Source organism: Streptomyces sp. NPDC087422, from assembly GCF_044744145.1.
Taxonomy (GTDB): Bacteria; Actinomycetota; Actinomycetes; order Streptomycetales; family Streptomycetaceae; genus Actinacidiphila.
Genome location: NZ_JBIUXT010000010.1, coordinates 215,334 through 229,153, shown reverse-complemented (window position 1 = coordinate 229,153; position 13,820 = coordinate 215,334). Strand labels below are relative to the sequence as shown.

Genomic DNA, 13,820 nt, shown 5'->3' with positions numbered 1-13,820 from the left:
CAGGACTTCGACACGATCCGGCCTCCGTTAGGAGACCGGGCCGCCGAAGATGTCGATTCGGTCGCCCTCGGCAAGGGTCACGATGGCGCGCTTGGTGTTGGCGCGCTTGCCGAAACCGGTGCGGGTGCGCTTGCGCTTGCCCTGCCGGTTGATCGTGTTGACCCCGGTGACCTTGACCGAGAAGACCGCCTCGACGGCCTGCTTGATCTGGGTCTTGTTCGCGCGCGGGTCGACGACGAACGTGTACTTGTTCTCGTCCAGCAGCGCGTAGCTCTTCTCCGAGACCACCGGCTTGATCAAGAGGTCACGGGGGTCCGTGTACGTCTTGCTGGTGATCACGGGTCCGGTGGTGGTCGTGTCGTCGCTCATCAGGCTTCGCTCCCTTCGAGCTCATCCTCGGAGGCGACGGCCTTGCCGGAGGCCGACTCAGGACCGGATCCCGCCACGAAACGCTCGAAGGCGTCCTTGGTGAAGACCACGTCGTCGGAGACGAGCACGTCGTACGTGTTGAGCTGGCCTGCGTCCAGGATGTGCACCTGGGGCAGGTTGCGGGCGGAAAGCCACGCGGCCTCGTCGGCGCGCTCGATGACCAGGAGCACGTTCTTGCGCTCGCTGATCTTGCCGAGCAGGCTCTTGGCGGCCTTCGTCGACGGGGCGGAGCCCTCGACGACGCCGGAGACGACGTGGATGCGGTTGTGCCGCGCACGGTCGGTCAGGGCGCCGCGGAGGGCGGCCTTGACCATCTTCTTGGGGGTGCGCTGCGAGTAGTCACGCGGTACGGGACCGTGGACGACGCCACCGCCGGCGAACTGCGGGGCGCGGGTCGAGCCCTGACGGGCGCGGCCGGTGCCCTTCTGGCGGTACGGCTTGCGGCCACCACCGCGGACCTCGCCACGCGTCTTCACCTTGTGCGTGCCCTGGCGGGCGGCGGCGAGCTGCGCGACGACGACCTGGTGGATCAGCGGGATGCTGACCTTGGCGTCGAAGATCTCGGCCGGGAGTTCTACGGTCCCGGCGGTGTCGCCCGACGGCGACAGGACGTTGATGGTGCTCATAGCCTTCAGGCCCCCTTGGCCGCGGTGCGGACCAGGACGAGGCCGCCGTTCGGACCGGGGATAGCGCCCTTGATGAGCAGCAGTCCCTTCTCCGCGTCAACGGCGTGGACGGTCAGGTTCTGGGTGGTGACCCGCTCGTTGCCCATGCGGCCCGCCATGCGCATGCCCTTGAAGACACGGCCGGGGGTGGCGCAGCCACCGATGGAGCCCGGCGAGCGGTGCTTGCGCTGCACGCCGTGCCCGGCGCCGAGGCCCTTGAAGTTGTGACGCTTCATGACACCGGCGAAGCCCTTGCCCTTGCTCTTGCCGGTCACGTCGACCTTGACGCCTGCCTCGAACACCTCGGCGGTGATCTCCTGGCCGAGCGTGTACTCCGCGGCGTCCGCGGTGCGCAGCTCCACCAGGTGGCGGCGGGGGGTGACGTCGGCCTTCGCGAAGTGGCCCTTGAGGGGCTTGTTCACCTTGCGCGGGTCGATCTCGCCGAAGGCGAGCTGAACCGACTCGTAACCGTCGGCGTCGTTCGTACGGACCTGGGTCACAACGTTCGGACCGGCCTTGACGACAGTCACTGGGACGACACGGTTGTTCTCGTCCCAGACCTGGGTCATGCCGAGCTTCTCGCCCAGGATGCCCTTGATCTGCTTGGTCATCTTCTCCGCGCCTCTCAGAGCTTGATCTCGATGTCGACGCCGGCCGGAAGGTCCAGGCGCATCAACGAGTCAACGGTCTTGGGCGTCGGGTCGAGGATGTCGATCAGGCGCTTGTGCGTGCGCATCTCGAAGTGCTCGCGCGAGTCCTTGTACTTGTGCGGCGACTTGATGACGCAGTACACGTTCTTCTCAGTGGGCAGCGGCACCGGGCCCGCGACCTGCGCACCAGTACGCGTCACCGTCTCGACGATCTTCTTCGCCGAGGAGTCGATGACCTCGTGGTCGTAGGCCTTGAGCCGGATGCGGATCTTCTGTCCCGCCATGGCTACTCCGTAGTCCTTGTCTCTGTTTACGCTCTGACATCCGCTTCGCCGACCCACGCGGTCGGGCGTGTCGCGCCCCTTCCGCGAATTTCCGCATGCGGAAATCCCTCTTCAGGGGGTTGCGTGGGAGATAACACCCACCGGATGCCTGGTCGGAACCGCGCTCACGCTTCCCGGAAGATTCCCGTACGTCCGCCCCAGCGCTGCCCCGAGGGGCAGTTAAGGCGACGAGTACTGTGGGACTCGCTTCCGGTCCTCCCGACGGGAGGCGCGCAGCATCGGCGCTCGACCGAGCAACTTGGACAGTGTGCCATATGGGGCATGGCCGTGGCCAATCGGGCCGGAAAGCTTACCCCTCCGCGTTCGGCCGCCAAACCTGGGCTCGTTGAGGCGTGCGGCGGCGGCCCTCACAGCGAGTGGGTCGCGGTGATACGTCCTGTTCCGTCCGCTTGCACGTCGGCCGTGCCGTTGCCGCCGGTGACGGTCACCCGGATCACCACGGCCCTGGTCTTCGCGTCGCGGGCGATGTCGATCCTCCAGGAGCCGGCGCCCGCGCCCGTGACCCCGAGGTTGGTCCTGGCCTCCCTGACGAGTTCCGGCATCCGCTCGTACGGCAGGTCGGTCAGCACCACGGGCAGTTGACCCGGTGCCCACTCGTCCGGCTTCGTGCCGCGGGCCGTCATACGGCGGTCGGTGACGCTGACGCTGACGGCGGTGGACACCCCGGCCTTGAGCAGCGCGTCGGAGGTGGCGCGCAACTGCCCTCCGATGAGGATCGAGGTGCTGACGTCGGCCGTGGTCACGCTCCGCGAGACGGTCGTGCTCGTGGCGCCGGAACCGCCGGAACGGCCGGAACCGCCGAAGGCGCCGGGGCTCGTCGCGGACGAGGAGGGCTTCGCCGGGTCGTCCGTGAAGAGGTCGCCGCGGAAGACCAGGACGACGACCGCGGCGCCGGCCAGCATGCCGAGGACGGCGATCGCGCACCAGGGGCCGGCCTTCTCCGGATCGCGGACCCGCGTGGACTCCGGCGCCGAGTCCAGCGACGCCCGCGCCGCCCGGCTCGCCCACTCCGCGTCCGGCTCGCTGACGATCGTGACGTCCCACGGCCTGTCGGGCCGGTACTCGACCACCACGATGCCGCGCACCGGGAAGTCGGGGAGGTCGACCAGATTCACCGACCGGTGGACGTGGGCCCGGAACGCGGGCCGGTCGTCCGGCGCCACGGTCAGGTCGAAGGCCACCGGCACGTCCGCGTACTCCCCGCTGGTGGCGCGCCTGCTCTCGATCATGGCGACGGCCTTGACCCGCTCCACGACCGGCCGCCGCACCCGGCGCCGCGCGCTGAACGCGGCCGTGGTCAGGACCAGCAGCGCCAGGGCCGCGATACCGCTGCCCCACACCGCGACCTTGCCGATGGTGCCGCCGACCACGATCGCCGCCACCCCGGCGCCGAACGCCCCGCCGACCAGCAGTCCGCGCAGCAGCGCCGCAGGGCCGTTCCCGCCGGCGTGGGCGGTCTCCGTGGCATCCGTCATCGTCACGAGGGGTGATTCTGTCCTGAACGAACCACCGCAGGAAGACGTTCGGGTGTCGTCACGGTGACGACCGGGGGCGGGCCCGCGCCGCGCCCCCGGTCCCGTGCCGCCGGTGACCCCGGTGGGATCAGCGGGTCCGCGGGGTCACGGGGTCAGTGCGTGTAGAGGTACACGAAGCCGTTGGCCTGGGAGCAGAAGTAGTTGGGACCCCAGAGCGCGACGCCCGCGGCGCCCGCCGCCTGGCACTGTTCCTGCGTGTAGTAGACGCCCGAGACGTGGAATTCGCCCGCGGCGCTGGCGGAGGTCGCGGCGCCGAGCGGGGCCAGGATCGCCACCGCGGCGGCGGCGAGCAGTCCGATGCGTTGTCTCACGTTCCAACTCCTTGAACAGGGTGATTCCCTGACAGACAGTCAGGGACCGTGCGGAGGTGGTGCGATTGCGCTCGCATGCTATCCGGGCGACCCACTATAGGTCTATACCAATGCGGCGGCGCTGTGCCGACCGGCGGCCGGGCCGCCGTACCCGTCGTACTAAGGTCACGACGTATCCACCCACCTCGGCACGGAGGCCCCGCATGAAGGCGACCAAGGGTGCGGGCGCGCTCCTGCGACTGCGGAAGGTGAGCAGGACCTACGGGGAACGCAAGGCGCTGCTGCCGCTCGACCTGAGCCTGGCGCCGGGCCGCTGCACGGCCCTGTTCGGCCACAACGGCTCCGGCAAGTCCACCCTGCTGCGGATCGCCAGCGGCCGGGACGCGCCCACCTCGGGAGAGGCGCTGTTCGCGGGCCGCACCATGAGCGAGGACGACCCCGAGGTACGCGCCAGGGTCGCGGTCGTCGGCGACACCGTCGCCTGCTACCCGGACCTGACCGTCCGCGAGCACCTGGAGCTGGTCACCGTCGCGCACGCCGTGGACGACGCCGCCGCCTGGATCGACCAGGTGCTGGCCGACCGGCGGCTGTCCGACCACGCCAACGCCCTGCCGGGCTCGCTCTCCTCCGGCCAGATGCAGTCCCTGCTGCTGGCCGCCGCCCTCGTCCGCCCCCGCGACCTGCTCGTGCTCGACGAGCCCGAACAGCGCCTCGACCCCGACGCCCGGCGCCGCCTGGCCGAACTCCTCGTCGCGGAGAAGGCCGACGGCGTCGCCGTACTGCTCGCCACCCACCAGCCCGACCTCGCCGAGGCCGTCGCCGACCGCATGATCGCCCTGGAGGACGGCCGTGTGATCGCCTCCGGCGCGCCCGCCACGGTCCTGCGCGAGCTGGGGCTGCGCCCGTGACGGCCGCGTCGATCCCGCCGCAGGCGGACGGCCGGGACCCGGTGGACGACGGCGACGACTCCGGCGTCGCGACCGACGTCGCGTCCGACCTCGGGGACCCGGACCCCGACGAGGTCTGGAGCGAGGAGGACGACGACCGGACGGCCGAGACGCTGGCCTGGCTGAAGCGCAAGCGCCGGGCACACCGCAGGGAACAGGGCCGGGACCTGGCCGTCCTGCTGTACTCCGTGCTGCTCGGCGGCATCGGGTACGGCAGCGGGGTGGCCGTGCACTTCCTGCGGGAGCTGGAGAACGGCGCGGACTACAGCGGGGTCGGCCGGGACCTCCAGCGCGGGCTGCCCGCGCTGTTCACGACCCTGACCGTCGCCCTCGCGCTCTTCGCGGCGCGCGACGCGCTGTGGCGCGGCCCGGTCGTCGTGCCGGGCCCGACCGTGGGCTGGCTGCTGGCCCAGCCGGTACGGCGGGCGGCGGTGCTGCGCCCGTGGTTCCGGCTCTCCGCCGGGATCGCGCTGATCCCCGGCCTGCTGGTGGGGGTCGCGGGCGGCGTCGTACTGCGCGTCACCGGGCGCGCGGCGATCGGCCCCGCGCTGCTCGGGGTGCTCCCGGCCGCGCTGTGCCTGCCGCTGCTCGCGGTCGCGCTCGGCATGGCCGTCGAGCGGCGGCCCCGGCTGATCCGGGCCGTCCAGCGGTGGACCGCGCCCGCCGTCCTGCTGCTGGGCGCGCTGACCGCCCAGACCGTCCTGGCCGCGACCGGCCACCGCTCGTCGGTCCTGGAGTGGATCGAGCTGTGGTCGGGGCCGTGGGGCTGGGCCGCGCAGCCGGTCGTACGGGCCACCGGCGGCTCGGTGCCCGGCTGGCCCGCCGCGGTCGTGCTGCTGGTGGCGCTCACCGCCGTCGCCACCGTCCGCGCGTACGGGGACGCGGCCCGCGTGCCGACCACGCAGCTCAGGGAGCGGGCGGCGACGGCCACCACCGTGTCCTCCGTGATGTGGTCGATGGAGCTGCGCGCCGCCAAGCTGGCGATCATGGAGGCGGGCGGCGCGTCCACCGCCCGCGGGCTGCGGCTGCGCCCGCCGCGCGGGCGGCTCGGCCGGCACTTCGTCGTCGAGTGGCGCGACCTGCTGGCGCTGCTGCGGGCTCCCGGGCGGCTCGGCAAGGCCGCCGTCTGGACCGCGTGCGGCGCCGCCACCGCGGGGCTCGGCGTGGACCTCGGCGGGGAGCGGCGGATCGTCGGCCTCGTCCTCGGCCTGCTCTTCGGCTACATGGCGGTCGGCGCGCTCGCCGAGGCGGCGCGGCTGGAGACCGACGATGTGCGGCGGGCCGCCTGGGCGCCGTTCCGCTTCCGTACGCTGATGCTGCACCACGCCGTCGTGCCCGCCGTCCTCGGCGCGCTCCTCGGCCTGCTCGCCGCGGTCCCCTTCGCCGTGACCGGCACCCCCTCGGCGCTGCTGCTCATGCCCCTGTGCGCCCCGCCCTTCACCGCCGCCGCCCTCTTCTCCGCGTGCCGCGGCCCCGCCCGCACCCAGCTCCTCTTCCTCGGCGGCGGCTCCCCCGTCGGCGGGCCCGGCCCGCTGATCTTCCTCGCCTGGTACGCCGCCGGGCCCCTCGTCTCCGTCACCGCCCTCGCCCTCCTCCTCGACCCGCCCCTCGTCCACGGCCTCCACCCCGGCTCCGCCGCCCAGCTCCTCCTCCCCACCGCCCTCCTCACCGCCCTCCTTCTCCTCCTCACCACCCGCGCCGCCGACCGCCTCATCCGCCACTGACCCCTCCGGGGGGTCCCCCAAAAAAAGCCGGCGCCCTCGCGCAGGGCCAGGTCTTCAGGGGCGCGAGGAACTGCGCGCTCAGCCACGACGCCCCCGCACCTCACCACCCGCCCCAGCGGGGCAGACCGGTTGTCCCCGGACCACCGGCCGGTGGTGGGTTACCCGCGCAGTTCCCCGCGCCCCTGACGGGGCCCACCCCCTTTCGCCCGAACGGCAAGCCGATCCTTCAAGGGGCGCGAGGAACTGCGCCACCAGCCACGACGCCCCCGCACGTCACCACCCGCCCCAACGGGGCAGACCGGTTGTCCCCGGACCACCCGCCGGTGAGGGGTTCGCCTCTGACGGGGCGCACCGTCTTTCGCCCGGACGGCGAGCCGATCTTCAAGGGGCGCGGGGAACTGCGCGCTCAGCCACGACGCTCCCGCACCTCACCACCCGCCCCAGCGGGGCAGACCGGTTGTCCCCGGACCACCCGCCGGTGAGGGGTTCGCCTCTGACGGGGCGCACCGTCTTTCGCCCGGACGGCGAGCCGATCCTTTAAGGGGCGCGGGGAACTGCGCCACCAGCCACCACGCCGCCGCACGTCACCACCCGCCCCAGCGGGGCAGACCGGTTGTCCCCGGACCACCGGCCGGTGGTGGGTTGCCCGCGCCCCTGACGAGGCACCGTCCTGCGCGAGGTGTCGGCGGAGGAGGGAGGCAACCTGACCGCCGCGAAGCGGCTCTTAGCGGGCGTGAAGGACCACCACAGCCCAGACCACCCCTCCCGCCGCTCCCTGCTGACGGCAGCGGTGGCGACGGCGGGAGCGACGGCCGCGGCAGCGGCCCTGAGCGGCTGCACCTCCCAGGCCCAGGACACCGCCCCGCGCCGGCTCCCGGCCCCGGCGGACCCGCTGGCGACGCAGCCGTACCGCCCGCAGGGCGACCCGCTGGTGCTCCAGGTGATGGCGCACCCGGACGACGACCTGTTCTTCATGAACCCGGACACGCTGCACTCGCTCCAGGCGGGCACGCCCGTGGTGTCGGTGTACGTGACGGCGGGCGAGTCGACAGGCGTCAACCACGAACCGTTCGGCCCGCGCAGGCGCCACCGCAGGGACCAGGCCGCGTACTCCTCCTCCCGCCACCAGGGCCTGCGGCAGGCGTACGCGACGATGCTGGGGCTGCCGCACTTCACCCGGTGGACCACCGACGTGATCGACGTCGGCGGCGGTCTGCACGCGGAGGTGGACGAGCTGCGGCACGGCGCGATGCACGCGCGCCTGGTGTTCCTCCAGGTGTCGATGCACGAGCTGAGTTCCAGCGCGAGCCTGCCGATGATGTGGGAGGTGCCGGGCACCGTACTGTCGTACGTGGTGGCGCAGAACGCGCCCGCGCCCGCCAACGGCCGCGGCACGTACACCCACCAGAAGCTGGTGGACGTCCTGGCCGGGCTGATGGAACGTTTCCGCCCGACGGAGATCAGGACGCTCGACCCGGACCCCGACATCCAGGTGCACGACAAGCGGCATCCGGCCGCCAGTGAGCAGCCCGGCTTCTCCGACCACCGGGACCACACCGCGACGGCGCTGTTCACCTGGAAGGCGATGGCGCAGTGGGTGTCGGAGTCGGCGAACGGCCCCGGCCGGGCGGTGCCCGCCTTCAGCACCACCGCGTACCGCGGCTACTACAACCACCACTGGCCGTACAACCTGCCGCCCGCGACCGTGGCGCTCAAGGCGCGCTTCCTCTTCCAGTACGGCGGCAACCAGGCGTGGCGCTGCGGGAATCCGGGCGGCTGCGGTGACTACGGCCAGGGCGAGAACGAGCCGCTGGCCAACCCCAAGGGGTGGATCCGCTCGACGCACCGCCGCTATCCGGGGGCGCGCCGGATCGTGGTCGGCGGGGCCGCGTACGAAGTGCTCGGTACGCGGGCGGTGCGGCGCGAGGAGACCCGGCCGGGCAGCGGGGTCTGGGGGCCGCCCCAGGATCTCGGCGGCGGGACGCTGGCCCCGGCGCTGTCCTGCGTACGGACCCGCGACGGCGGCACCCTGCTGTTCGCGCTGCGCTTCGCCGTCCTGGAGGGGCACGGCGGGCCGAACACCCGCGACATCGTGATGTGGCGCGACGGGGGCTGGTCCTCGCTCGGCAGTCCCGAGACGCACCCGGACCGTACGCGCAGGACCGGTGCGCCGGTCGCCGTCGCGGCCCCTGACGGCAGCGTGCACCTCTTCGCGCGCAACGCGGCCAAGGGGGTCAGCACCCGGGTGCTGACCGCCGGCGTCTGGAGCCCCTGGCGCGATCTCGGCGGCGCCGAGGTCCAGGACGGGCTGGCCGTCGTCACCGACCGCCGTGGCCGTATCCACGTCTTCGCCTCCGGCCACACCACCGTCCACCACTGGGCCCAGTCCAAGCCGGGCGGCGCCGTCGCCTACGCCCCCCTCCCGTCCCTCCCCGCCCCCGGCGGCCTCCCCTCCGCCGCCCTCACCCCCTCCGGCCCCCTGTCACTCCGCTACACCCTCCCCGCCACCCCCCGCGTCTTCCACCAGTCCCTCGCCTTCTAGGGCCTGGCCGGGCGCAACGCAAAGGTGCCCCGGATCGCGGGAAGCGATCCGGGGCACCCTCGTTGGCTCAGAGCGAGCCGCGAGCCACTACTTGTTGATCTTCGTGACCTGACCGGCACCCACCGTGCGCCCACCCTCACGGATGGCGAACTTCAGGCCCTCTTCCATGGCGATCGGCTGGATGAGCTGGACGCTCATGGCCGTGTTGTCGCCCGGCATGACCATCTCGGTGCCCTCGGGGAGGGTCACGACGCCGGTCACGTCCGTGGTGCGGAAGTAGAACTGCGGACGGTAGTTGTTGAAGAAGGGGGTGTGACGGCCACCCTCGTCCTTCGACAGGATGTAGGCCTGGGCCTCGAACTCGGTGTGCGGGGTGACCGAACCGGGCTTGATGATGACCTGGCCGCGCTCGACATCCTCGCGCTTGATGCCACGGAGGAGCAGACCGACGTTCTCACCGGCCTGGCCCTCGTCGAGCAGCTTGCGGAACATCTCGATGCCGGTGACCGTGGTGGTGGTCTTGTCCTGCTTGATGCCGATGATGTCAACGGTCTCGTTGACCTTCAGCACACCACGCTCGATGCGGCCGGTGACGACGGTGCCACGACCGGTGATCGTGAAGACGTCCTCGATCGGCATCAGGAACGGCTTGTCGACGTCACGCTCGGGGGTCGGGATCGCGGTGTCCACGGCCTCCATGAGGCCGAGGAGCTTCTCGCCCCACTCCTTGTCGCCCTCAAGCGCCTTGAGCGCGGAGACGCGCACGACCGGCAGGTCGTCGCCCGGGAACTCGTACTCGGAGAGCAGCTCACGGACCTCGAGCTCGACGAGCTCCAGGATCTCCTCGTCGTCCACCATGTCGGCCTTGTTCAGGGCGACGACGATGTACGGCACGCCGACCTGGCGGGCCAGGAGCACGTGCTCCTTGGTCTGCGGCATCGGGCCGTCGGTCGCGGCGACCACCAGGATGGCGCCGTCCATCTGCGCCGCACCGGTGATCATGTTCTTGATGTAGTCCGCGTGACCGGGGCAGTCGACGTGCGCGTAGTGACGCGACTCGGTCTGGTACTCGACGTGCGCGATCGAGATGGTGATACCGCGCTGGCGCTCCTCAGGAGCCTTGTCGATCTGGTCGAAGGCCGAGGCCTCGTTCAGGTTCGGGTACGCGTCGTGCAGCACCTTGGTGATCGCCGCGGTAAGGGTCGTCTTACCGTGGTCGATGTGACCGATGGTGCCGATGTTGACGTGCGGCTTAGTCCGCTCGAACTTCGCCTTCGCCACTGGGGTCCTCCTGGGGAGTGGATCTGTACGCCTTGCTTCATCGGCGCCAGGTGATCTTTGCTGGAATGCGGACTGCCGGGGCACCCGCCGCGCACCGTCCGGTACACACCTTCCGGTTTGCGGCGGATTGCCCCGAAGCCTGCTGTCAAGCCTAAAGGGTGAAACGCGCTGAGGATTTCAGGCGTTACTCGCCCTTGGCCTTCGCGATGATCTCCTCGGCGACGTTCCGCGGAACCTCGGCGTAGGAGTCGAACTGCATGGAGTAGCTGGCCCGGCCCGAGGTCTTGGACCGCAGGTCACCGACGTAGCCGAACATCTCCGACAGCGGAACCAGGCCCTTGACGACACGGGCGCCGCTGCGCTCCTCCATGGCCTGGATCTGGCCACGGCGGGAGTTGAGGTCGCCGATGACATCGCCCATGTAGTCCTCGGGCGTGGTGACCTCGACGGCCATCATCGGTTCGAGGAGCACGGGGCTCGCCTTGCGGGCACCCTCCTTGAACGCCTGCGAACCGGCGATCTTGAATGCCAGTTCGGAGGAGTCGACCTCGTGGTAGCCGCCGTCGATCAGGGTGACGCGGACGCCCACCATCTCGTAGCCGGCCAGGATGCCGAACTTCATGGCCTCCTGCGCACCGGCGTCCACCGACGGGATGTACTCGCGGGGGATGCGGCCACCGGTGACCTTGTTGACGAACTCGTAGGTCGCGTCGCCGCCTTCCAGCGGCTCCAGCATGATCTGCACCTTCGCGAACTGACCGGTACCACCGGTCTGCTTCTTGTGGGTGTAGTCAATGCGCTCGACCGTCTTGCGGATGGTCTCGCGGTACGCGACCTGCGGCTTGCCGACGTTGGCCTCGACCTTGAACTCGCGCCGCATACGGTCGACCAGCACCTCGAGGTGCAGCTCGCCCATACCGCCGATGATGGTCTGGCCGGTCTCCTCGTCCGAGTGGACCTGGAAGGAGGGGTCCTCCTCCGAGAGCCGCTGGATGGCGACACCCAGCTTCTCCTGGTCACCCTTGGACTTGGGCTCGATCGCGACCTGGATCACCGGCGCCGGGAAGTCCATGGACTCCAGGATCACCGGGCTCTTGTCGTCGCACAGCGTCTCACCGGTGGTGGTCTGCTTCAGGCCCATGACGGCGATGATGTCGCCCGCGCCCACCGACTCGATCTCCTCACGCTTGTTCGCGTGCATGCGGTAGATCTTGCCGATGCGCTCCTTCTTGCCCTTGACGGAGTTCAGCACAGCCGAACCCGCGTTCAGGCGGCCCGAGTAGACCCGGACGAAGGTGAGCTTGCCCAGGTGCGGGTCGCTCATGATCTTGAACGCGAGGCCGGAGAACGGCTCCTCGTCGGACGGCCGGCGCTTGATGATCTCGTCGGCGTTGCCGACGGCGTGGCCCTCGATGGCCTCGACGTCCAGCGGCGACGGGAGGTAGCGCACGACCGCGTCGAGCAGGGGCTGAACGCCCTTGTTCTTGAACGCGGTGCCGCAGAACACGGGGGTGACGGTGACGGAGTCCTTGGTCCCCTTGGAGGCCAGGGTGATCCGGCGGATGGCCGCGATCAACTGGTCCTGGTCGGGCTCCTGGCCCTCCAGGTACAGCTCCATCATGGCGTCGTCGTGCTCGGCGACGGCCTCGAGCAACTTGCCGCGCCACTCGTCGGCCGCTTCGACGTGGGTGTCCGGGATGTCGACGGTGTCGTACATCTCGCCCTTGGTCGCTTCCGCGGACCAGACCAGCGCCTTCATCTGGACGAGGTCGACCACGCCCTTGAAGTCGGCTTCCGCGCCGATCGGGAGCTGCATGACCAGCGGCACCGCGCCGAGGCGGTCCACGATCATGTCGACGCAGCGGTGGAACTCCGCGCCGGTGCGGTCGAGCTTGTTGACGAAGCAGATGCGGGGCACGCCGTAACGGTCGGCCTGACGCCACACCGTCTCGGACTGCGGCTCCACACCGGCGACACCGTCGAACACCGTGACGGCGCCGTCGAGGACGCGGAGCGAACGCTCCACCTCGACGGTGAAGTCGACGTGACCGGGGGTGTCGATGATGTTGATGGTGTGGTCGACATCATCGAGCGGCCAGTGACAGGTCGTCGCGGCCGACGTGATCGTGATGCCGCGCTCCTGCTCCTGCTCCATCCAGTCCATGGTGGCTGCGCCGTCGTGGACTTCACCGATCTTGTAGGAAACACCGGTGTAGAACAGGATCCGCTCGGTGGTCGTCGTCTTGCCCGCGTCGATGTGGGCCATGATCCCGATGTTGCGGACCCTGGCCAGGTCAAGCGAAGTGGTGGCCATGTGGCTCAGTCTTCTCTCGGTTTCGATGTGGGTGGTGACTACCAGCGGTAGTGCGCGAAGGCCTTGTTGGACTCGGCCATCTTGTGCGTGTCCTCGCGGCGCTTCACGGAAGCACCCAGGCCATTGCTGGCGTCGAGGATCTCGTTCATCAGACGCTCGGTCATCGTCTTCTCGCGACGGGCGCGGGAGTAACCGACGAGCCAGCGGAGCGCCAGCGTGTTCTGACGGCCCGGACGGACCTCGACCGGCACCTGGTAGGTCGCACCGCCGACGCGGCGGGACTTGACCTCAAGGGTCGGCTTGATGTTCTCCAGCGCGCGCTTCAGCGTGATGACCGGGTCGTTGCCCGACTTCTCACGAAGGCCCTCAAGGGCGCCGTACACGATGCGCTCAGCGGTGGAGCGCTTGCCGTGCAGGAGGATCTTGTTGACGAGCGACGTCACCAGCGGGGAGCCGTAAACCGGGTCGATGATGACCGGGCGCTTCGGGGCGGGGCCCTTACGAGGCATGCTTACTTCTCCTTCTTGGCGCCGTAGCGGCTACGAGCCTGCTTACGGTTCTTGACGCCCTGCGTGTCGAGGGAACCGCGGATGATCTTGTAACGAACACCCGGAAGGTCCTTCACACGACCGCCGCGCACGAGCACGATCGAGTGCTCCTGGAGGTTGTGGCCCTCACCCGGGATGTAAGCCGTGACCTCGATACCGCTGGTCAGCCGTACGCGCGCGACCTTGCGCAGCGCCGAGTTCGGCTTCTTCGGGGTGGTCGTGTACACACGCGTGCAAACGCCACGACGCTGCGGGGAACCCTTCAGCGCGGGCGTCTTGTTCTTCTCGACCTTGTCCTGCCGGCCCTTTCGGACCAACTGCTGGATCGTAGGCACCGTTTCTCCGGTTTCTGTGTGCCGATCTCGATAAATCTAACCTGGGGACCGACCCACGCGGTCGGGTGTGTCGCGGACCCCACACGAATCCGAACCAACGGAGAAGTGCGTATGTCGGGTGACGCGGCCTCGGTGCCCTCTCGCGGTCGCATGGCACGCGCGAGGACCCGGGCACACCCCAGGCACAAGGTCAGA

At 70.3% G+C, this 13,820-nt stretch carries 13 protein-coding genes; 3 read left to right on the top strand and 10 right to left on the bottom strand.

All coding sequences use genetic code 11. The features are described 5' to 3' along the window. Positions 1 to 27: 27 nt before the first annotated feature. The 6 genes from rplW to ACIO6U_RS28440 form a co-directional block, all read right to left on the bottom strand. Positions 28 to 369: a 50S ribosomal protein L23 gene (rplW, locus tag ACIO6U_RS28465; protein ID WP_188284643.1), complete on the bottom strand. Its 342-nt coding sequence runs from the start codon at positions 367 to 369 to the stop codon at positions 28 to 30. Continuing rightward, positions 369 to 1,055, bottom strand: a complete 687-nt coding sequence (gene rplD / locus ACIO6U_RS28460; protein WP_355340218.1) for a 50S ribosomal protein L4 — start codon at positions 1,053 to 1,055, stop codon at positions 369 to 371. The genes rplW and rplD overlap by 1 nt, the downstream gene beginning before the upstream one ends. Before the next feature lie 5 nt (positions 1,056 to 1,060). Beyond that, on the bottom strand, positions 1,061 to 1,705 hold the full coding sequence (rplC, locus tag ACIO6U_RS28455) for a 50S ribosomal protein L3 (RefSeq protein ID WP_188284641.1): 645 nt from the start codon (positions 1,703 to 1,705) through the stop codon (positions 1,061 to 1,063). A gap of 14 nt (positions 1,706 to 1,719) precedes the next feature. Then, positions 1,720 to 2,028 (bottom strand): 30S ribosomal protein S10, encoded by a 309-nt coding sequence (rpsJ, locus tag ACIO6U_RS28450; protein WP_014144312.1) that lies wholly within the window; start codon positions 2,026 to 2,028, stop codon positions 1,720 to 1,722. A gap of 407 nt (positions 2,029 to 2,435) precedes the next feature. Continuing rightward, positions 2,436 to 3,569: a hypothetical protein gene (locus tag ACIO6U_RS28445; protein WP_401723418.1), complete on the bottom strand. Its 1,134-nt coding sequence runs from the start codon at positions 3,567 to 3,569 to the stop codon at positions 2,436 to 2,438. Between the two features lie 146 nt (positions 3,570 to 3,715). Next, positions 3,716 to 3,934: a hypothetical protein gene (locus tag ACIO6U_RS28440; RefSeq protein ID WP_355340225.1), complete on the bottom strand. Its 219-nt coding sequence runs from the start codon at positions 3,932 to 3,934 to the stop codon at positions 3,716 to 3,718. Positions 3,935 to 4,137: 203 nt separating this feature from the next. Between ACIO6U_RS28440 and ACIO6U_RS28435 the strand changes: the two genes are divergently transcribed. The 3 genes from ACIO6U_RS28435 to ACIO6U_RS28425 all read left to right on the top strand — a co-directional run bounded on the left by ACIO6U_RS28435 (position 4,138) and on the right by ACIO6U_RS28425 (position 9,147). Further along, the gene (locus ACIO6U_RS28435) at positions 4,138 to 4,842 is read left to right on the top strand and encodes an ATP-binding cassette domain-containing protein (protein WP_391163439.1); all 705 of its coding nucleotides are present in this window, start codon (positions 4,138 to 4,140) and stop codon (positions 4,840 to 4,842) included. Beyond that, the gene (locus ACIO6U_RS28430; protein WP_401723415.1) at positions 4,839 to 6,605 is read left to right on the top strand and encodes a hypothetical protein; all 1,767 of its coding nucleotides are present in this window, start codon (positions 4,839 to 4,841) and stop codon (positions 6,603 to 6,605) included. The genes ACIO6U_RS28435 and ACIO6U_RS28430 overlap by 4 nt, the downstream gene beginning before the upstream one ends. 679 nt (positions 6,606 to 7,284) lie before the next feature. Beyond that, the gene (locus tag ACIO6U_RS28425) at positions 7,285 to 9,147 is read left to right on the top strand and encodes a PIG-L family deacetylase (protein ID WP_401723413.1); all 1,863 of its coding nucleotides are present in this window, start codon (positions 7,285 to 7,287) and stop codon (positions 9,145 to 9,147) included. 87 nt (positions 9,148 to 9,234) lie between these two features. Here the strand turns inward: ACIO6U_RS28425 and tuf are convergent, their stop codons facing one another. The 4 genes from tuf to rpsL all read right to left on the bottom strand — a co-directional run bounded on the left by tuf (position 9,235) and on the right by rpsL (position 13,625). Beyond that, complete coding sequence (gene tuf / locus ACIO6U_RS28420; RefSeq protein ID WP_355340236.1) at positions 9,235 to 10,428, bottom strand: elongation factor Tu; 1,194 nt, start codon at positions 10,426 to 10,428, stop codon at positions 9,235 to 9,237. 184 nt (positions 10,429 to 10,612) lie between these two features. After that, on the bottom strand, positions 10,613 to 12,742 hold the full coding sequence (gene fusA, locus ACIO6U_RS28415; protein WP_355340239.1) for an elongation factor G: 2,130 nt from the start codon (positions 12,740 to 12,742) through the stop codon (positions 10,613 to 10,615). Positions 12,743 to 12,780: 38 nt separating this feature from the next. Then, complete coding sequence (gene rpsG, locus ACIO6U_RS28410; RefSeq protein WP_093713199.1) at positions 12,781 to 13,251, bottom strand: 30S ribosomal protein S7; 471 nt, start codon at positions 13,249 to 13,251, stop codon at positions 12,781 to 12,783. Positions 13,252 to 13,253: 2 nt separating this feature from the next. Further along, complete coding sequence (gene rpsL / locus ACIO6U_RS28405; RefSeq protein WP_014144289.1) at positions 13,254 to 13,625, bottom strand: 30S ribosomal protein S12; 372 nt, start codon at positions 13,623 to 13,625, stop codon at positions 13,254 to 13,256. Positions 13,626 to 13,820 lie beyond the last annotated feature (195 nt).

Bases quoted from the DNA above. Each gene is read 5' to 3' on its own strand.
- rplW (WP_188284643.1), bottom strand. From the start codon at position 369: ATGAGCGACGACACGACCACCACCGGACCCGTGATCACCAGCAAGACG.
- rplD (WP_355340218.1), bottom strand. From the start codon at position 1,055: ATGAGCACCATCAACGTCCTGTCGCCGTCGGGCGACACCGCCGGGACC.
- rplC (WP_188284641.1), bottom strand. From the start codon at position 1,705: ATGACCAAGCAGATCAAGGGCATCCTGGGCGAGAAGCTCGGCATGACC.
- rpsJ (WP_014144312.1), bottom strand. From the start codon at position 2,028: ATGGCGGGACAGAAGATCCGCATCCGGCTCAAGGCCTACGACCACGAG.
- ACIO6U_RS28435 (WP_391163439.1), top strand. From the start codon at position 4,138: ATGAAGGCGACCAAGGGTGCGGGCGCGCTCCTGCGACTGCGGAAGGTG.
- fusA (WP_355340239.1), bottom strand. From the start codon at position 12,742: ATGGCCACCACTTCGCTTGACCTGGCCAGGGTCCGCAACATCGGGATC.
- rpsG (WP_093713199.1), bottom strand. From the start codon at position 13,251: ATGCCTCGTAAGGGCCCCGCCCCGAAGCGCCCGGTCATCATCGACCCG.